We start from the raw sequence: 19,037 nt of genomic DNA on the forward strand, positions 1-19,037 counted from the left end.
GTCAATTGCAATGTCAAAAGTGGAACAACATATTCGAACAGGTTATGAGGTGCCGGTGGAAACTGAAAAACGGGCGATTACACCCATCGAATGGATAGGATTAGGATTAGTGGCAATTGTGACCTTGTTGCTGATCGCTAAACCCGATCTGCTTGGGGGAGTTTTTACCGCGATGCTGAACAAAGTCAAGCCGATAGTGGTGGATGTGTTCTTGATGGGAACCGTCGGAGTTGCGATAATTCTTAGTGTGATGACCGGAAGAATGCTGGAACGTATGGGTTTCACGGATGCTTTAATGCGGCTGGACGGATTGGCGGCCCAATCCTCAAACAAGCAGGAGCTACTAAAGATGAACAGAAAATTGCAATTGCCACCATGGTGCAGTCACAACAGTCTTTCTCCTGTTTTATGCTTGGTTTAATTGCTCTTTCCACAGCGGGGATTCAATCATTTCCAATTGTGTTTCTTGCAGTTTTTGCTCCGATTGTGGTCGTACCGTTTGTTTTAAGCAAAACAATTTACCGGAACACAAAAGCTGTTCCATTAAAGGATTTGCCTTGTTTTACACCGCGTACTCCTTTTTTTACCACTTTGTTTAATGGGGCCAAGGAAGGGGCCGAGCTTCTGTTTCTGCTGGTAATTCCGGCTGCCGCAGTCATCTTTGGGATCATAGGGGTATTGGATTATGCCGGCCTCTGGAAGCCGATTGAGACGGCCATGACTGCCTCCTTGGGGGTAATTGGGGTGGAGCCGAAAACGGGTATTACGGCCATAATGGCATCTCCTATCCTGGCCATGGCACAGTTGAAAGAAGTAGCTGCAAGTACAGATCCTCGACTGGTGGTGGGGGCTTTCGTCCTGGCGGCATCCGGACTTCCTTTATCCGACATATTCGGACAGATTCCAGCGATATGGTCGGCTAATTCCGATCTGACTCCGCGGGAAGCTCTGGAGGCGGCGGTTTTGGGTATGGTGATGCGAATTATTACGGTTGTAATAATTGCATTTGGTGTAACTCCTATGCTTACTTAGTCAGTTGATTTATCAGCGCCGCCCGAGGGGCGGCTTTTTTGTGTGCGAGCGCGCCGTATTTGTGACATTTCGCCCGTCTCCCCACACCACTTTCCAGTCATTGATGTCCGGGTTGGTGTGGGTTCCCGGAGCTGACCTGGAATGATGCCCCCTTAACAGGCAAAAGAGCGAATTTTACGACAACGATGTGCCATTTGGATTATAATGGGGGGAGGGAGGAGAGGCTCTATGAACCATCACAAATGGCTGCACGGTGAGGTTGAAAAGTGGAAGGAAGAGGGACTGGTTAATGAAACGGTTGTTGAAAGCCTGAAATCGCGCTATCCTGTTACTTCCATTGAGTCTGCCGGACTTATGATGTTTTTTGCCGCCCTGTTGGTCGGAATCGGCGGAATCTTCTTTATTGCTCACAATTGGACAGAGATGCCGAGTCTTTTGAAGCTTGCAATTATCTTTGCGGGAATGATCGTATTTTATGGAGCGGGTGAGTATATAAGGGCATCCGGAAGAACTGCAGTTGGTATCTCTCTGATTTTCCTGGGCACTTTGACATTTGGAGCGGGAATCTTTCTAATCGGGCAAATGTTTCACATTGTTGCTTATAACGCAGGTGCTCTGCTTGGATGGTCAATTGCAACCGCTTCGATTGCTTGGATCTACCGGAATCCTTATCTCATGATGGCTGCGGTTGTTCAGTGGGCGTTTGCCACTTGGTTTCAGTTTGAGGAGTATAGTCGGAATCCACTGTTGTTTCTGCTCGTATCTTTCGCTTATTTTTGGATTGCGTTTCATTGGAAGTCACGTCGAATTCTGCTGCTGGTGTTAGCCGGGTTAGTGCCGGGTGTTCTATCTGTACTTTTTTACTACGATGCTTCCCAACTTTGGGCGTATCCAGTACTGCTGCTGGTATTTGGATTGTCTCTATTATTCCACAATTCCTCATTTCCCCAAATGTTCCAATATCCAATGCTGCTTTCCGTCTACGTTGCCGTGATTGTCCAGTCCACTTTGTTCCGTGAAAATTGGATTCGAATCGAACCGTCACCCACACTGTATATTGCAGCCGGAGTGCTTCTGATTGCGATCATCGCTTATCTTTGGCAGGAGAAAATGTTAAATCTGCTGCCCGCAGCCGCAATTTTCTTACCGACAGCCGAGTTGGAATATGCGGAATTCGTTAATGCCGCTTTAGCAATCGCTGTTTCGATCTTTTTTATCTCTTTGGGGGAACGTCGGAAAGAAAAGGCTTGGATCAATCATGGCACCCTTTTGTTTCTGATTAGCGTATTTTTCCTGTATGTAATGAATGTATGGTCCTTCCTTGATTCTTCTTTGTTCTTTGTCATTGGCGGCATTCTGTTATTTGTCCTGGCGATCTTTATGGAACGGCGAAGACGCAAACTCTTATCTGTAATCCGGGAGGTGGAGTAGATGAGAAAGAAGCTCACGATTCTGGTCCTCCTGCAATGTTTGGTCCTTTTGTTCATAGCCGGTCAGCATTATACTGTCGCTTGGTTTGGAAAAGAGATCCTGTTGAAAACCGTTCCGATTGATCCCAGAGATCCTTTTCGCGGTGACTTCGCACAACTTGGCTACGAAATTTCTCAGATCCCTGCTCCGAACGAAGATGTGGAGTGCAAGAGAGGCTGTCAGGTGTTTGTACTGCTTGAGAAGCAGGGGGAATTTTATGCTTATCAGGACGCTTCTTTTACAGACAAGTTCGCTCCCGCTGACAACCAAGTGGTGATCAAGGGGAAAACATATTATTCTCCTAGGGAGGCGGAAGGAAAACTTCATGTTACCTATGGCATAGAACAGGTCTTTGTCCAAGAAGGGCACGGGAAGCCTTTGGAAGACCGAGATGCCACAGTAACGGTTGCGGTGAAAGTGCTGAACGGAAAGGCAGTACTGCAGCGAGTCTATCTGAACGGACAATTGTATCGGTGATACAACACTTAAGGGGGCGATCTGCTCCCTTAATTTTTTTTACTCAGCAAATATAGATTGACAACTCTGTAGGGTTGGAAATATTATGGGTGTAAGTTAACGTTAACGTCAACCAATGGAGGTTGGAAATGTCATCGGAACGTCTCTATTCCATAAGCGAATTAGCATCCATGTTTGACATCAGTCCCAGAACGATTCGTTATTACGAGGAGGCCGGTCTGCTGGCTTCGGAAACACGGGAGAGCCCCACACAACACAGGTACTATACAAACGCGGAACGACGACGGCTCAAGTTAATCTTGCGCGGCAAAAGGCTTGGTTTCAGTTTGCAGGAGATTAAAGAAATGGTGGATTTGTATGAATTGAATCCGACAGGAGAAGCCGAAAGGCGCCGCATCCTGGAATACGCGGATCAGAAACTGCAGGAGATCGAAGAACAAATCGCCGAGTTAGAAATGCTGAGAGCGGATATTTTGGCAAACAGAGAAAGGTTCTTACAGGACCCGGCAAAGAAAGAATGAAGAAAATGAATCATTCCGGGTGTGGAGGGAACGGACAGAAGAGGGGAGGAGAAGGTATGTTAAATTACGCAAAATGGGAAAGCGGGAATGAAGCCAACTGGTATACTGACGATCCAATTTTAACGAGGTACGCAGAACGGTACTTACCTGAAGCTGTATTCAAGTATGTGGAACAGGCATTTCAAGAGACCGGTGAACTTGCAGCGGGACCTGTGGATCGCAGGGCGATACATACTGATCGTGAGGGAGCGCCCAGGCTGATCCGGTACAATCGAAAAGGAGAAGAAATCAACCAAGTCTGGTATAACGAAGGATATCTTCAAACCATAAAAGACGGTTACGGAACGGGCGTGGTGTCCTATCGTTATGATCAGAACGGACCCGAGAAGATTCCGTTTCTGGTGAACTCGATTCTCCTCTATTTGCTTTGTGAAGCTGAAACAGGTTTTACCTGCCCAGTCGGTCTGACCCAATCTGTCGCTTTTGTTCTTGAAAAATTCGGTTCAGAGCAGCAGCGAAAAGATTATCTGTCGAGACTCGCCTCTACAGATCCGACCAACTTTGCACAAGGTGCCACATTCCTAACCGAGATTCAAGGCGGTTCCGATGTAGGAGCAACCAGAACTGTAGCGGTAAAAAACGGTGATAATTATTTGCTGACGGGAGAAAAATGGTTTGCCAGCAATTGCGATGCTGAAATAAGCATCACGCTCGCCCGTGTTAACGACAAGCCTTCAACAAAAGGGCTGGGGTTGTTTCTTGTCCCGCGGACACTTCCGGACGGTTCAAGAAACAAAGTCACCATTCGCAGATTAAAGGATAAGCTGGGGGTTCGTGCGGTAGCGAGCGGCGAACTGATTTTGAACCAAGCGGTTGGATACTTGATCGGGGAAGAGGATCAAGGATTTAAATATATGGCAGAAGCACTGAACGTGTCACGTTTGGGGACTGCGCTTGCAGGATTGGCAATCGCCAGACGGGCGTTCCTGGAAGCGGCCATATACACCAGTCACAGAGAAGCGTTTGGAAGACTTATTAATAGATTTCCAATGGTGCAGGAAACTCTGGTTGATATGATCACTGAGATTGAAGCAGGGTGGGCCGTTGCAAGCCGGATGATCAATCTGTTTGACCGTGTTCATACATACGGTGCCGGCAATGCGGAAGATCATAATCTGCTCCGAATGTTATTGTCACTCGCCAAGTACCGCTGCAGCGAGTTGGGGGTAACTGCTGCAAAGCGTTCCTTGGAATTGCATGGAGGGAACGGATATATTGAAGAGTACGTAACCCCTCGATTGCTGCGTGATGCTGTGGTGAACCCTGTTTGGGAAGGGACAGCCAATATTCAAGCTTTGGAAGTCTTGAAAACATTGCAAAAAGGCGGTGGCAATCTCTTTATCACTGACCTTAGGAATACACTGGCCAGTATGGAAAACCGTAAACTAACTGATCTTGAGCTTCGCCTGACCAATGAAGTCGACCATGTAGAACAAGTCGTATCACACGTTATGGAGCAAGACGCCTTCACCCAAAGTGCACTTGCGAAAAAGTTGGTCGATTTGATGTATGATGTTTACTCGGCCGTACACTTGCTTGAAGAAGCGCAGTATGATCTTGACCGGTCGGGTGATGGCCGCAGGGTTCTGGCCGTGGAACATTGGATTCGTATGATGCTTGAACCAAGCCGTGACCGGGGAATTCTATCGACACCTATCATACGAAATGAGGCGTTTCGTTCTCTAGTGATGTTCGAAAAGTGGAGCAGGTAAGAAAAAACGTGAAAAAAGAGCACCCGCCCGGGCGCCCTTGCGCTATTCCAATTGAAACCGGTTCGCTATCTGGTGAATCTTGTCAGACACTTCACGTAATTGTCGTGTCTGATCATCCAGGTGTTCCGTTGCGCTATGCTGCATTTCTCCGGAAGCCGTAACCTCCTGTGCGGCTGAAGTGAAAGAGTGGGAAATTTCCCGCACCGATTCAATCTGTTTCTCAATGGAATCAACAGCCTGCAAGATTTCTGTCATCACCTTTGAAGTGCGGGCAGTTTGCGAGGCGGCACTGGATGACTTGTCTGTAAGGACTTGAATTAAAGCATGCAATTCATCAACCAGTTTCAGGCCTTCGTCAACCTCTTGTCGTTCTTCTTTCACAAGAATCGCCGCTTCATTGGATTTCTGGCCGATGGTTCCTGCCAGATGCATCACTTGGGAAGCTACTTCATCAGAGCGGGAAGCCAGTTTTCGCACTTCATCAGCCACAACCGCAAACCCTTTGCCTTCTTCGCCCGCTCTGGCGGCTTCGATTGCTGCATTTAATGCCAACAGATTTGTTTGTTCAGCAATCTCCCGGATATCCCGAATCATATGCCGGATTCCGGCGGCTTGTTGTTCAAGTTGCTGCATTCCGGATTCCACGGTGAAACCGGCCTGCTGAATTCGAAGCATTTGAGAATGAAGGGTTTTGGTTTTTTCCATACCGGACAATGCTGAACTTTCAGCCTCTTGAGAGAGTGTGCTGGCCTCTTCAAGCACCGGTCCGGTCTGGCGGATCTTGTGGGTAATTTCTTTTGTGACTTTCTCCGTTTCCTCGATTAACTTTGTTTGTTCAGTTGCCCCGCTGCTAATCTGTTGCAGACCTGCTGACAGTTGTTGCGAAGCCGCCAACAGGTCGCGAACCATATCTCGCTGTTTGGTGCTGATTTCGTGAGTAGAACCGGAAGCTTTGGCCAGTTCGGTGAGAATGCTGTGCATCCCAATCACCATCTTATTGATTTCAAAAGACATTTGCCCCAACTCGTCCCTTCGTGTTGTCTCAACTCTTGCCTGGAGCTTGCCGGAAGAAATTGATTTGGTAACAGAGATCCAATTCTTCCAGTTCAGAAGAAACGTGCGGAAGGTTAGTTGGCCCATTAGAAGGGCGAAACCAACTGCAGCAATTGAAAAACTGGTGCGTGTGAAAACGGAATCGCCCATCCACATTCCACCGGTCGCTACCAACGCCGGAAGGAAGGAGGTGGCAAGCATTCTCCAGCGGAATGAAAGAGAGGGGACCACGACTCCTAAACGCAAGCTGTAAGCCGGCTTTCCGTTAACGTGGATCGGTGCTGAGGCATCAATTAGGATCTCACCGGTGTTTCGCGGATAAATCTGTGTAAGCGGTTGCAAAGTTTCGGCCGCTTTCAGACCCACAAGGTCGTTAAACCGGTTTCCTTCCCGCAAACGGTTCGTATGTAAGAGGCTAAGTCCATCTCGTGATACGAGAACGAAATATTCGTCTTGTGCAAGGAGCCGATCATAAAGAATACGGAGTTCGGAACTGGATTCCTCAAGAGAGCGTGCAGCCAATAGTCGCTCCGTTTCTTTGGCAGCCTCCTGAACTTTGGCTAGGGCTTTTTTTTGAAGTCTGGAACTTACTTGCATCAATACGCCTCTCCTCTCAATTGCACGAATATAGCTCATCTAATAAATTCTTCAAAAATTTAAATATTCCTGTCGATTTCTATCGATTTCAAAAGCAAAAAAATACCCCCAATGGCAGGGGGGAAGACTCGGTCGGAATTAAGTTATTACATCCCAATATACTTCGCGTAAAGAGTTCTTGCCAATGTCGGATCGTTCGTTCCCTGTACAAGAACCCGGCCATCCGGGAAGATCACCAGACGCTGCTCTCCGGTTTGAAAGCGAAGGAGAAACTTGTTGCGCTCTATTGTTCCCAGTGCAGAAAGCCTTTTTTCTAAGAGATCGAGGTCCAATTTCATATCTTCCGCCGGGGATATTTGCACCGTGTCCCGTCCGCACAAACTGGTGGGTTCAATACCGGAGCGCGGTTCCAGGTATTCAAATTGGCGCTGGCCGCAGCAAGGACAATCAGCACGTCTCGCGCTCGATACGTTCACTTCTGTCAAATAATGATCCCAGATGGATACATTGAGCATGGAGGGACGCAGCGACTCATGATCCCCAACAAGGATCTTCATTGCTTCGACAGCCTGGAAAGACGCGATGATATGAATCAGAGGTCCGATCACACCTGCTGTATCACAAGTTTGCGTTGTGCCGGGGGCAGGGGCGGATTCGAATAAACAGCGCAAGCAGGGAGTAGTTCCCGGACGCACCGTAACGGTCATTCCATGGGCACTAACCCCGCCGCCGTACACCCAGGGAATTTCGTGTTTCACGCAAACATCGTTGATCAGAAAGCGAACTTGAAAGTTATCGGTCCCATCGAGCACCAAATCCGCGTCAGATAATAGCTTTTCTGCATTTTGCCAGGTTAGATCCGTTACATGGGGTTCTACGACAACACCTGAATTGATTTGCCCCAGTTTCTCAGCAGCGGCTACTGCCTTTGGAATGCCTTCCCGTGCATCGTTTTCATCATAAAGCATCTGTCGCTGCAGGTTGCTGGCTTCCACAAAGTCCCTGTCGATAATCCGAACAAATCCAACGCCTGCTCTGACCATGTGGTTGGCAAGAACTGTCCCGAGCGCTCCCATTCCAACGATTGCGACACCACTGTTAAGAAGTTTTTGTTGGCCTGCCTCGCCAATCGGGGCAAACAAGATTTGTCTTGAGTAACGAGTGTGGTCCATAATGAAATCCCTCCCCCGAAAAATTGGCTTTTTACTCCATCGGATTGGTCAGCGGATTCCAAGGGCCTTGCTGATGGCCTTTCCATTCGGATCCGTCTTCCCAGACCTCTTTTTTCCAGATGGGTACAATTTGCTTTAAACGTTCAATCGCGTACCGGCCCGCTTCAAACGAGGCTGCCCGATGAGGGGTTGCCACCGCAATCACCACGGATGCCTCCTCAATATCGAGTTTTCCGATTCGATGGCTCATGGCGACTTGGGTTCCGGGCCATTTTTCCTCGATTTCGGCCGCGATCTCGGCCATCTTCTTGACGGCCATTTCCGGATAAGCTTCGTATTCAAGAAAAACGGTCCGCTGCCCGTGCGTAAACTCGCGCACAGTGCCGACAAAAGTTAAAATGGCGCCCGCATAGGGATTGGACACTTTTGTGATCAGAGCATCGGCAGAAAGCGGCTCTGTGGTTATTTCGAACCGCGGATCGGCACCGGATCCTCCGGATACAGGGGGAATCACGGCCAACTCGTCGCCGCTTTTTATTACAGCAGAAGAGTCTGCGTATTCATGATTCACCGAAAAGAAGCTCTTGGCCAGGAGATCGGCCGCATGGGGAAAAATGGCCTGCAGCTTGGCCCGAAGATCGGCAACCGTGGTCCCTTCCGGCAACTCAACCGTATATTCTCGATGTCCGGCAGCTTCCGCAACACCGGCAAAGAATCGAATTGTTAGCGTCATTCTATTCACCCCGATAAAAACATATCATACAAGCAGGAGTCTTGCTATTCCTTATGGTATAATACTTTTAAGAAAAAGAATATCTCCGAATTCGTTTTCCTAAAGTGCGGACGTTCACCATGGAATTCGGATCGACAGGGATACAGGGGAAACGCTGTGTCCTCCCACTTGGAAAGGAGATTTGAACAATGGAACCATTGTCAATGGCAGCCGGTTCAAACAGTCGCTTGCTTATGGACAAGTTTGGAAGGGTACATGATTATTTGCGCATTTCTCTGACGGACCGGTGCAATTTGCGCTGTGTCTACTGCATGCCGGCAGAGGGTATGAAGTTTATGGAGAACGAGAAGCACCTTACTTTTGATGAGATTGAAGCTGTTGTCCGTGTCGCTGCCAAGCTCGGGGTGCGTCGTTTGCGGTTGACGGGCGGCGAACCGCTGGTTCGGCCGAACGTGGAAGAACTGGTGGAACGCTTATCTGCAATCGCGGGAATTGAAGACATCGCTTTGACCACGAACGCAATCTTTCTTGCGCAAAAAGCGGATGCACTGAAAAAAGCGGGCATTACCCGAGTGAACATTTCGCTCGATTCGATGAAACAGGAGCGGTTCGGGAAAATCACCCGCGGCGGCGATGTGAAAAAGGTTCTTGCGGGACTTGAAGCAGCTTTTCGTGTCGGGTTTCACCCGATCAAGCTGAACGTGGTCTTGATGAAGGGTTTTAATGAGGACGAAGTCGATGATTTTCTGCGGATGTCGATTGATCGGGACATCAACATCCGGTTTATCGAATATATGCCAATTGGGCATGATGATGATGGATGGCGGGATTTGTATCTGCCATTGGAATATGTGAAAGAGCGTTGTGAAGCATTGGGGCTTGCTCCTGAATCGACCGAAGCTGTTTATGGAAATGGTCCGGCGGAATACTTCAAGCTTCCGGGTGCCAAAGGCACCATTGGTTTGATCCATCCCGTCAGCGATCATTTCTGTGAGAAGTGCAACCGACTGAGGCTCACAGCGGATGGGAATATTAAGCCATGCTTGTTCTGGCAGGACGAATTTAATGTTCGCAAGTATATTGGCGATGATCAGGCACTGGAAGACTTGTTCTTCCGAGCACTGGACATTAAGCCTGAGAGCCATGAGATGGCAAAAGTGCTGTTTCAGGAAGAATTGAGCCATGAGCCAACCGTTCGCCGAATGTCTCAAATCGGCGGATAATCTCGCATCAGTAAAGTTTACCGTGTAAGGAGAGACGTCATAGTATGAGCAGGGATTTGACACATTTTAACGAACAAGGACGTGCCCATATGGTTGACGTCACAGATAAACAGGTTTCCCAGCGTACTGCGACCGCGTACGCAAGGATTTTGATGGAACCTCAGACACTTACCCGGATTCGGGAAGGGAAGATGGCAAAAGGGGATGTGCTGGGAGTTGCTCAGGTGGCCGGCATTATGGCTGCGAAGAAAACCTCTGACATTATCCCGATGTGCCATCCTTTACCGCTGACGAAAATCGATATCCGATTTGAAGAACATCCTGAAGTCAATGCGCTTGATATCTATGGGACGGCAAAGGTATCCGGAGTAACCGGGGTCGAAATGGAGGCTTTAACGGCTGTTTCGGTGGCTGCCCTAACTGTCTACGACATGTGCAAGGCGATTGATAAAGGAATGGTCATTACCACCGTTTGCCTGCTGGAGAAAACAGGCGGCAAAAGCGGAGATTTTGTGCGTGGCGGAGGCAGTATATGATGATGAAATTGCGGCTTTTCATAGCCGTTTTTCTTTTTCTGGGAACTTTGACTTCCGCAGGATGTTCCTCGGAACAACAACTGAAGACAGGGCAATTTCCTGATCGTCTTGAACATATGGAACAGATGACAAAGGGATTTATCCCTCGTGTCCCGGGCTCTGGGGGAGAACAGAAGGGATATCAATTCTCTGCAGTTACGGATCAGAACCGGATGAATCAGGTAATGGAGCGAATTTGGGATAACTCCCAGTCTTTGGGGCCCAAATATGACCCGAAAGAATTTGACTTTGCAAAATACGATTACATTATCGTATCCAGCAAACCAAAAAGCAGCAGTGTGAAGATTCGATTGAAGTCCGCTTTACAAACCCCCGATGGGACGCTGCGGATTGCAATTCAGGAAATTCGTCCGGATATGCAAACCGATGACTTCGATAGAGAGATTCAGATCTACAGAATTTTGAAGACTTATAATATCAAGAACGCAGAACTTGCAAATATTGAAACGATAAAGCCAAATGCAACGCATTAACTGTTCCAAGAGTTCAAGATTCATGTAGTGGAACAGAATTTACATTTGTCTATTTATTTACGAAACAAATGGCCTGCTCTGTTCTTTGGAGAGCGGGCCATTTGTTCGCTTCAGATTAATTTAATCTTTTACATTCTCATCTGTCACATCGACAAGCTCACCTCTGAGCACCGGGGCAGCGTTCGCTATATTTTGCGGCACTACACCCCCGCCCTCATTTTCCATCCGGTCCTTTTCTTCTTTTATATCGTTCTCTCCTGCATAATGCACATCATCATACATGATGGTACCCTCCCTGATGCTGGAATTCCTAATTAAATTGCCCTAAAGCGAATAAGATATGTATCTGGAAATCCATACTAATTCCAAAGAATAAAAATCCAAAAACAGGAAGGGCAGGATGGGGATGGCGATTCTCCCTCAGCGAGTACGAATCGAGCAGGTTCGGACAGCCGGACTTGTACGTTGTGACCCAAAAACCAAACATTTGATTCCACGGCTCCAACACGGTGAAATCGCAATACTGGCCCATGAGGATCTGGATGAAATTGCGGCCAAAGGACTGATTGAAACTCGAGTGGCTGCAGTTGTCAATACTCGTTGTTCGATGACGGGGCGCTACCCAAACCGCGGCCCGTTACTTTTGCTGCAAGCGGGAATCCCTTTGCTCGATCTGGAGGAAGGGGAGCCTGACGATGGAGAGCCAAGCCTGTTTGAAGTGGTGCACGACGGAGACTTTATGACCATCATCGATGGTTCCCTGTACGTTCGGGACCGGTTTGTGGGACAGGCTCAAGTTTTGACAAAATCCGAGATTGGGAAGCGGATGGCATTTGCCCAGACCAACTCGTCGACTGAACTGCACAGATTTTTGGATAATACGCTGCAGTACGCAAGTCTTGAGAAAGATTTTTTTCTGGGAGCCCTGCCCTCTCTCAACCTGCGGACAAAAATCCAGGGAAAGCATGTATTGGTTGTGGTTCGAGGCAGAACTTATCGAGAAGACCTGCAGGCGATTTTTCATTATATCAGGGAGCAAAAACCGGTATTAATCGGTGTGGACGGGGGAGCGGATGCGCTTTTGCAAGCCGGATTTCGTCCCGATGCAATTGTCGGAGATATGGATTCGGTGACCGACTCAGCTTTGACATGCGGGGCGGAGCTGATTGTTCACGCTTACACTGACGGCAGTGCTCCCGGGCTGAAACGGGTCCAGAGACTCGGGGTAAAAGCTCACAAATATCCTGCGCCCGGAACCAGTGAAGACATTGCCATGTTAATCGCCCATGAGTTGGGGGCGGAGTTGATTGTGGCTGTTGGTACACATACGAACATGGTCGACTTTCTCGAGAAGGGCCGCAAAGGGATGTCCAGTACCTTATTAACGAGAATGCGTGTGGGTCCCAAACTGGTAGACGCCAAGGGGGTCAGCCAACTGTATCAAACCCGCGTATCCTGGAAAGCATTGCTGGTGGTGGTACTGGCTACCTTGATTCCTGTAACGATGCTTGCATCCGTGAATCCGGTGGTTCGAAATATTCTCCGGATTCTGTATTGGAAGATGAAACTGATCTTTACATAAAGGGGGTGGCCGGATGTTTGGATTCCGCTATCACCTGGTCACGATTATCGCGATTTTTATGGCATTGGGAATTGGGATACTGCTTGGCGGATCGATTGATCAAGATCTGTTTCCAAAAGAACAGGTCGCACTTTTTAACCGGCTGGAAGAAAAATATAACGCCTCGCGGGCAGAGAACACCAAGTGGAGCCGAAAGGTCTCAGAGCTCAATCGGCAAACGAGCCAGTTGGATCAGGCCCTCCAACAGTTGGGCAATCTTTACGTCAGAAATAAGCTTGCCGGAAAGAAGATTGTCTTGGTTCAGTTTGAAAAAGGGGACTCCGCCAAAGTGTTCGATTGGCTGCAGAGTGCGGGAGCCCAGATCCAGGCCACGGTGAAGGTCAGGGACACGGAAGCATTTCTGGGCACTTCCGCACTGCCTGTGCTGGCTCAAGGACTCGGAACTTCGGGAGAAACCAGCGAAGCGACACTGTTTTCCCTCTCCGCCAAGTCTTTGGCAGCAAGCATTACCGGCGCAACGTCGGCCAGTTGGCCGGAGTTTCTGAAAAACAAAGGGTGGATTGACATTCAAGGACATCTGGGTACCCGTCCCGATGTGGTGATTGTACTCGGGGGAGTCAATAAGAATACACAATCAAGATTGCAATGGTTTGATTCCCCGTTTCTAAAAGAAATTCGCAAGCAGAACATAAGAGTTGTCGGGACGGAACGATCCGATTCGGAATCCAGCATTGTTCCGGTCTACCGCAACTTGGGTGTCCCGACAGTTGACAATTTGGATCAGGCAAGCGGTCTGCTTTCCCTGGTTGAACTGATCAACGGAAGAGAAGGGAACTATGGAATCAAGCAGCATTCGGTATCCTTGATTCCCCAATTGGGCAGCCCGACAGCAGGAGGGTCCTTGGAGGTGCAGCAGCCGTGACAGTAGGAGTGATTATCCCAGCCTTAAACGAAGCGGGGCGAATTGGGAAAACGGTACAGGCGATTCGATCACTGCCGGAAGTAAGTCAGATTCTGGTGGTGGATGACGGTTCGACAGATGAAACAGTTTCGGAAGCGCTTCGTGCAGGTGCCCGGGTCGTATGGCACAAGGAAAATTATGGAAAAGGACAAGCGCTGCGGACCGGATTGCAGTCCATGAAAAGTGAAATCATTGCGTTTGTTGATGCCGACATTGGAGAGTATGCAGACGAATTGCGCAAGTTAATCGCTCCTGTGCGAGAAGGACAAACAGACATGACGATCGCAGTATTCCCTGCTGTTGAGGGGAAACAAGGTTTGGGGATTGTAAAAGGTCTGGCAAAATGGGGGATTCGGCGGTTGACCGGGTTCTCCACAGCAGCTCCTTTATCGGGACAGCGTGTGCTTCGCAAGGAATTGATTTCATATCTGCACCTCGCGGATGGATACGGTGCAGAAGTTGCCATGACGATTGATGCGCTGCGGGCCGGCTATCGGGTGTTGGAGGTTCCGGTCGCCATGCACAATCGTGAGTATGGGAGGACGCTGCGAGGTTTCCTGCACAGAGGGAAGCAATTTTTGCATGTAGTGAGAGCTCTTCTTGAACGGTGGAAGGATTCGACTGAACTTCCCCGCCCGGAAGATTCAACATCCAGTTGGAGGTAAAGGAATGGGGGGGATGCAAACGAATTTGGCAGGATTCATTCTCTCGGCAGCAGGCTGCCTCTTATGTGCGGGAATGACGCGTATGCTGATTCCCTCTTTTTGCGAGATGGCCCGAACTGCAAATTGGGTTCGCCCCAACTATAAAGGCGATTTGATTCCGGTTGGTGTGGGAGCCGTCATGCTGCTGGCGTTCGTGGCGGTTGGTGTGCTGATGCTGGCTGCTGAGAAGTTTGTTCAACTTGACACTCGCATGCCGGAGATTCTCCTCCTGGCATTCGGGATGTCGTTTCTGGGACTGTTGGACGACACTCTTGGATCGCGGGACATCGGTGGTTTTAAAGGGCATGTGCGAAAATTGAGCAGAGAAGGCGAACTTACTACAGGTTTCTTGAAGGCCGCGGGTGGGATTTTGCTGGCATTTGGCACTGTCATTGCCGGAATTCCCGGTGATAAGTTTGCTATGGCTGCTGTACCCTGGCTCTCCATTCTTGCTGATACGCTGATTATTGCGCTGATGGCAAATTGGATCAACCTGCTGGATGTCCGTCCCGGAAGGGCATTAAAAGGGGGATTGCTAAAAATCCTTATTTTATTGCCGTTTGTGAGTCCTGGGTTGTCCGTATCTTTAATGATGGCAGCGGGCGTGGTGGTTGCCTACTTTCCGGCGGACCTCCGTGCAAAGGCGATGATGGGGGATGTCGGGGCCAATTTTATCGGTGCGGTATTGGGGTACCTGATTGCTCAGACATTTGATCTTGGTGTGAAAGCCATATTGCTTTTGCTCTTGGCCGGACTGCATTTCTATACGGAATCCCGTTCGCTGTCAAAGGTAATTGAGAAGAATAAGTGGCTTTCCTGGGTGGATCATTGGGGGAGAGAAGAGGCGCGTTAAAAAGACGCGCCTATTGCCGGTTGTTCTTCTCCTGCTCCTGCCGGATTTTCCAAGCGGGCTTTCGGATCAGGCCGCGCTTCTTGTCGCGATAATAAATAAATCCGCCGAGAAAAAAGAGTCCGCCTGCCATGAGAATGCTTCCGATCAGTATACGCCACCAGATCACTGACGATGGATCTGCGATATTTTCCATGACGGCGACTCGTATCATGTTGAGCCCGTACCCTGCCAGAAGAAAAATGGAAATCAATATGATCCATGAAAGTAAGCGAGCCATGGGAACCTCATCCTTTCTAACGCCTTCAATATACATGATTGAATAGGCTTGCACAAGACAAAGTGGTAGAATGGAGTGTGAAGATTATTTCCTGCAAAAAACTTCAGAGATAAGACCGGGTGAGATGAATGAAGCAAGTATTGCTGATCGGAGCCGGAAAAGGCGGCTCGTCTATTCTGCAGGCATTTACAGAAAGAGAGAAGATCCAGGTGATCGGGGTAGTGGATGTGGATGATCAGGCTCCGGGCATTCAATTGGCCAAGCGGCTGGGAATCCCGACAGCCCAAGATTTTGAATCTTTTCTGACGGAAGACGTACACCTTGTGATTGAAGCAACCGGCTCAGAAGAAGCATATCAAAAACTATCCGAACAAAAGTCGGAAGAAACAATCCTGATCCCGGGCGATATTGCACAGCTGATTATGGAGTTGATCGAGGATAAAGAAGAATTGATCCAGCGGCTGACGGAACAGCGTCATGAGTTGGCGGTGATTTTGAACTCCACCCATGACGGCATGATTGCGATCGATCAAAACGGGATCATTCGATTGTTTAATGCAGCGGCGGAGCGAATAACCGGCATTCGTTCCCAGAATGCAATCGGCTATCCGGCCAAAGAGATTATTCCTAACACACGTCTCCACCTGGTTCTAAGATCAGGACAGGCGGAGCTGAATCAACTGCAGTGGCTGGAAGATACCAGGATCATTACCAACCGGGTTCCGGTAACGGATGGGAACGGGAAAATTTTAGGTGCAGTCGCGGTTTTTCGGGATGTCACCGAAATACAGGATCTCGTCGAAGAGGTTTCCAACTTAAAGGAAATCCGATCCATGCTCAGTGCAATCATTCATTCCACGCAGGACGCAATTTCCGTGGTTGATGAAAAAGGGTACGGAATCTTGATCAACCCCGCGTACACGCGTCTCACGGGACTTACTGAAAAAGATGTGCTCGGTAAGCCTGCTACGGTGGACATAGCGGAAGGCGAGAGTATGCACATGCGTGTGCTTCAGACCGGACAGCCCGTAAAAGGAGCTCAGATGAAGGTCGGTCCGAACAGAAAAGAAGTGTTGGTGAATGTGGCGCCGCTTTTTGTGGAAGGGGAGTTGAAAGGCAGTGTGGGGGTGATACGGGATATCTCGGAGATCAAAAGGCTGTCGGAAGAGCTGGATGAAGCGAAGAAGTTGATTCGGAAATTGGAAGCCAAGTATACGTTTGACGATATTATCGGCACTTCCGGCGAAATGCAGATGGCGATTGAACAGGCCAAAATTGCCGCACAAACACCAGCCACCGTGCTGCTAAGAGGGGAGTCCGGTACGGGAAAAGAATTGTTTGCGCATGCGATTCACAGTGCGTCCGTTCGGCGCTATAACCAGTTTGTTCGGGTCAACTGCGCAGCGATCTCAGAGTCCCTGCTCGAAAGCGAGCTGTTCGGGTATGTGGAAGGTGCTTTTACCGGAGCGATGCGAGGGGGAAAGAAAGGGTTGTTTGAAGAGGCCTCCGGCGGAACCATTTTTCTGGATGAGATCGGAGAACTGTCGGTCAGCACACAGGCGAAAATATTACGGGTCCTGCAGGAAAAAGAAATTTTGCGTGTTGGATCATCCAAACCGATTCCTGTCGATGTACGGGTAATCGCCGCCACCCATGTCAATTTGGAACAGGCGATCCGAAGCGGCCGGTTCCGTGAAGATCTCTACTATCGGCTCAATGTCCTGCCGATCGTAATCCCTCCTCTGCGAGCGAGAAAAACCGACTTATTGCCTCTATTCCACAAGTTGATCCGTAAGTTTAACCAAGAGTACGGACGAAATGTAGAACGGATTTCGGACGGTGTAGTGGCAAAAATGATGGGCTACGATTGGCCCGGTAATGTTCGCGAACTTGAAAACGTAATGGGACGGGCGATTATCAATATGCGGTTCACTGAAACGGTTATCGAAGAACAGCATTTGCCGGAACTCCAGCAAAACCGCACACAGGAAATGAAAAAGGGGAACCCGGAAGCCGGCCAGCTCCTGAAAACCTTGGAGGACGTTGTATCCGAAGTGGAACGGAATCACATTTTGCGGGTGTTGGAAGCGAGTTCGGGAAATAAGACAAGAGCAGCTCAAATACTTGGAGTTTCAGTCCGTCATCTCTATAACAAGCTTGAGAAATACGGAATATGAAAATTTGTTCACGAAATTTATTTCATGAATTGTGAACAAAAGTTCACAATCTACCCGATTTCAGTGGATTTTGTGGCTGAAATTGCTTTCAAAGAGTGTTGGCATAAACCTTGCATAAGATGTATCTGTAGAGTATTCCAATTCGCTTTGCCTCTTTTCTCACATAAAGGAATATGATAAGGTGTAGCTATCAACACTTGATATTATTACCTGATCATAATTCCTCGAAATTTCTTTAAGGGGGACCCGTTAATGAAAATCTTCGAGTACATGCAGAAATACGATTACGAACAGCTGGTGTTTTGCCAAGACGAAGCTTCAGGTCTGAAAGCGATCATTGCGATTCATGACACAACGTTGGGACCGGCGCTTGGCGGATGCCGGATGTGGACATATGCAACTGAAGAAGACGCGATTGAAGATGCATTGCGTCTGGCCCGCGGAATGACCTATAAAAACGCGGCAGCCGGATTAAACCTCGGGGGCGGCAAGACTGTCATCATTGGCAACCCGAGGACGGATAAGAGCGAAGCCCTTTTTCGTGCATTGGGACGTTATGTGCAGAGTTTAAACGGACGATACTTTACTGCAGAAGACGTGGGAACAACGGTGCATGATATGGACATCATTCACCAGGAGACGAAGTTTGTCACCGGTGTGTCGGAAACATTCGGATCGTCGGGGAATCCCTCGCCCATGACTGCACTTGGCGTGTTCCGCGGGATAGAGGCAACAGCGAAGGAAGCATTTGGCTCGGATTCGCTTGAAGGAAAGACCGTTGCGGTGCAGGGTGTCGGGAACGTCGGGTATTATCTCTGCAAGCATCTGCACGAGGCGGGCGCTAAATTGATTGTCACCGATATCAACGAAGAGAATTTAAACCGGGTGAAAAATGAGTTTGGTGCGCAAGTGGTAGCTCCAACCGACATTTTTGGAGTGGAATGCGATATTTTTGCACCTTGCGCGTTGGGTGCCGTGATCAATGATGAGACGATTCCGCAATTGAAATGCAAAGTGGTGGCAGGATCTGCGAACAATCAGCTGAAAGAAGATAGACATGGAGACAAATTGCAGGAACTTGGCATCTTGTACGCCCCGGATTATGTAATCAATGCGGGCGGCGTAATCAACGTGGCCGATGAATTGGAAGGATACAATGCAGAGCGGGCTCGCAAGAAAGTCGAGAACATTTACAATATCCTGCTGAATGTTTATGAGATTGCAAAGGCGGAAGGAATTCCGACATACAAGGCTGCAGATCGTCTCGCTGAACAGCGGATTGACACTCTGCGCCGTACAAGGAGCAATTTTCTGCTGAACGAACGGAGCCTTCACAGCAAGTAATTTTGATTTCGAGCGGGAGG

Annotated in this window: 20 protein-coding genes and 1 riboswitch; of the genes, 15 read left to right on the forward strand and 5 right to left on the reverse strand. The window is 48.8% G+C overall.

Features of this window, described 5'->3' with window-relative positions:
• Positions 1–10 precede the first annotated feature (10 nt).
• From ACFO8Q_RS17740 to ACFO8Q_RS17765, 6 genes are all read left to right on the forward strand, one after another.
• The gene (locus ACFO8Q_RS17740) at positions 11–421 is read left to right on the forward strand and encodes a hypothetical protein (RefSeq protein WP_380027440.1); all 411 of its coding nucleotides are present in this window, start codon (positions 11–13) and stop codon (positions 419–421) included.
• Positions 409–1,032, forward strand: a complete 624-nt coding sequence (locus tag ACFO8Q_RS17745; protein ID WP_380027442.1) for a hypothetical protein — start codon at positions 409–411, stop codon at positions 1,030–1,032. Before ACFO8Q_RS17740 ends, ACFO8Q_RS17745 begins: the two co-directional genes overlap by 13 nt.
• Before the next feature lie 228 nt (positions 1,033–1,260).
• On the forward strand, positions 1,261–2,463 hold the full coding sequence (locus ACFO8Q_RS17750) for a DUF2157 domain-containing protein (protein WP_380027444.1): 1,203 nt from the start codon (positions 1,261–1,263) through the stop codon (positions 2,461–2,463).
• Positions 2,464–2,979 carry a GDYXXLXY domain-containing protein gene (locus ACFO8Q_RS17755; protein WP_380027446.1) on the forward strand — a complete coding sequence of 172 codons (516 nt, stop codon included), beginning with the start codon at positions 2,464–2,466 and terminating at the stop codon, positions 2,977–2,979.
• 128 nt (positions 2,980–3,107) lie between these two features.
• Positions 3,108–3,500, forward strand: a complete 393-nt coding sequence (locus ACFO8Q_RS17760) for a MerR family DNA-binding protein (RefSeq protein WP_380027448.1) — start codon at positions 3,108–3,110, stop codon at positions 3,498–3,500.
• Between the two features lie 56 nt (positions 3,501–3,556).
• A complete protein-coding gene (locus ACFO8Q_RS17765; protein WP_380027449.1) occupies positions 3,557–5,272 on the forward strand; it encodes an acyl-CoA dehydrogenase family protein in 1,716 nt (571 codons plus the stop codon).
• 42 nt (positions 5,273–5,314) lie between these two features.
• Here ACFO8Q_RS17765 and ACFO8Q_RS17770 read toward each other — a convergent pair whose 3' ends face one another.
• The 3 genes from ACFO8Q_RS17770 to moaD all read right to left on the reverse strand — a co-directional run bounded on the left by ACFO8Q_RS17770 (position 5,315) and on the right by moaD (position 8,827).
• Entirely contained in the window at positions 5,315–6,922 is a 1,608-nt protein-coding gene (locus ACFO8Q_RS17770; RefSeq protein WP_380027451.1) for a methyl-accepting chemotaxis protein, read from the reverse strand.
• 146 nt (positions 6,923–7,068) lie between these two features.
• Positions 7,069–8,094, reverse strand: coding sequence for a ThiF family adenylyltransferase (locus ACFO8Q_RS17775; RefSeq protein WP_380027453.1), 1,026 nt, complete (start codon positions 8,092–8,094; stop codon positions 7,069–7,071).
• A 31-nt stretch (positions 8,095–8,125) separates the two neighbouring features.
• On the reverse strand, positions 8,126–8,827 hold the full coding sequence (gene moaD, locus ACFO8Q_RS17780; RefSeq protein WP_380027455.1) for a molybdopterin converting factor subunit 1: 702 nt from the start codon (positions 8,825–8,827) through the stop codon (positions 8,126–8,128).
• Positions 8,828–8,898: 71 nt separating this feature from the next.
• A riboswitch (molybdenum cofactor riboswitch) is annotated at positions 8,899–9,022 on the forward strand.
• Between moaD and moaA the strand changes: the two genes are divergently transcribed.
• The 3 genes from moaA (at position 9,016) to ACFO8Q_RS17795 (ending at position 11,119) form a co-directional block, all read left to right on the forward strand.
• Entirely contained in the window at positions 9,016–10,050 is a 1,035-nt protein-coding gene (gene moaA, locus ACFO8Q_RS17785; RefSeq protein WP_380027457.1) for a GTP 3',8-cyclase MoaA, read from the forward strand. It overlaps the preceding riboswitch by 7 nt.
• A gap of 44 nt (positions 10,051–10,094) precedes the next feature.
• Positions 10,095–10,586 (forward strand): cyclic pyranopterin monophosphate synthase MoaC, encoded by a 492-nt coding sequence (gene moaC, locus ACFO8Q_RS17790; RefSeq protein ID WP_380027459.1) that lies wholly within the window; start codon positions 10,095–10,097, stop codon positions 10,584–10,586.
• Positions 10,583–11,119, forward strand: a complete 537-nt coding sequence (locus tag ACFO8Q_RS17795; RefSeq protein WP_380027461.1) for a hypothetical protein — start codon at positions 10,583–10,585, stop codon at positions 11,117–11,119. The genes moaC and ACFO8Q_RS17795 overlap by 4 nt, the downstream gene beginning before the upstream one ends.
• Positions 11,120–11,239: 120 nt before the next feature.
• On the opposite strand, the gene ACFO8Q_RS17800 is transcribed toward ACFO8Q_RS17795, so the two are convergent.
• A complete protein-coding gene (locus tag ACFO8Q_RS17800) occupies positions 11,240–11,401 on the reverse strand; it encodes a hypothetical protein (RefSeq protein ID WP_380027463.1) in 162 nt (53 codons plus the stop codon).
• A 124-nt stretch (positions 11,402–11,525) separates the two neighbouring features.
• Between ACFO8Q_RS17800 and steA the strand changes: the two genes are divergently transcribed.
• From steA to ACFO8Q_RS17820, 4 genes are read left to right on the forward strand one after another with little or no spacing between them, the layout of a single operon-like run.
• Positions 11,526–12,701: a putative cytokinetic ring protein SteA gene (gene steA / locus ACFO8Q_RS17805; protein ID WP_380027466.1), complete on the forward strand. Its 1,176-nt coding sequence runs from the start codon at positions 11,526–11,528 to the stop codon at positions 12,699–12,701.
• Between the two features lie 13 nt (positions 12,702–12,714).
• The gene (locus ACFO8Q_RS17810; protein WP_380027468.1) at positions 12,715–13,623 is read left to right on the forward strand and encodes a copper transporter; all 909 of its coding nucleotides are present in this window, start codon (positions 12,715–12,717) and stop codon (positions 13,621–13,623) included.
• Positions 13,620–14,327, forward strand: a complete 708-nt coding sequence (locus tag ACFO8Q_RS17815; protein ID WP_380027470.1) for a glycosyltransferase family 2 protein — start codon at positions 13,620–13,622, stop codon at positions 14,325–14,327. The genes ACFO8Q_RS17810 and ACFO8Q_RS17815 overlap by 4 nt, the downstream gene beginning before the upstream one ends.
• Before the next feature lie 4 nt (positions 14,328–14,331).
• Entirely contained in the window at positions 14,332–15,219 is an 888-nt protein-coding gene (locus ACFO8Q_RS17820) for an MraY family glycosyltransferase (protein WP_380027472.1), read from the forward strand.
• Positions 15,220–15,229: 10 nt separating this feature from the next.
• On the opposite strand, the gene ACFO8Q_RS17825 is transcribed toward ACFO8Q_RS17820, so the two are convergent.
• Positions 15,230–15,496, reverse strand: coding sequence for a DUF2627 family protein (locus tag ACFO8Q_RS17825; protein WP_380027474.1), 267 nt, complete (start codon positions 15,494–15,496; stop codon positions 15,230–15,232).
• A 128-nt stretch (positions 15,497–15,624) separates the two neighbouring features.
• Here ACFO8Q_RS17825 and ACFO8Q_RS17830 point away from each other — a divergent pair, with 128 nt between their 5' ends.
• Together ACFO8Q_RS17830 and ACFO8Q_RS17835 are read left to right on the forward strand one after the other, a co-directional pair.
• The gene (locus ACFO8Q_RS17830) at positions 15,625–17,673 is read left to right on the forward strand and encodes a sigma 54-interacting transcriptional regulator (RefSeq protein WP_380027476.1); all 2,049 of its coding nucleotides are present in this window, start codon (positions 15,625–15,627) and stop codon (positions 17,671–17,673) included.
• Between the two features lie 252 nt (positions 17,674–17,925).
• Entirely contained in the window at positions 17,926–19,017 is a 1,092-nt protein-coding gene (locus tag ACFO8Q_RS17835; RefSeq protein ID WP_380027478.1) for a Glu/Leu/Phe/Val family dehydrogenase, read from the forward strand.
• The last annotated feature ends 20 nt before the right edge of the window (positions 19,018–19,037 follow it).

It is taken from the genome of Effusibacillus consociatus (assembly GCF_042652925.1).
GTDB lineage: Bacteria > Bacillota > Bacilli > Tumebacillales > Effusibacillaceae > Effusibacillus > Effusibacillus consociatus.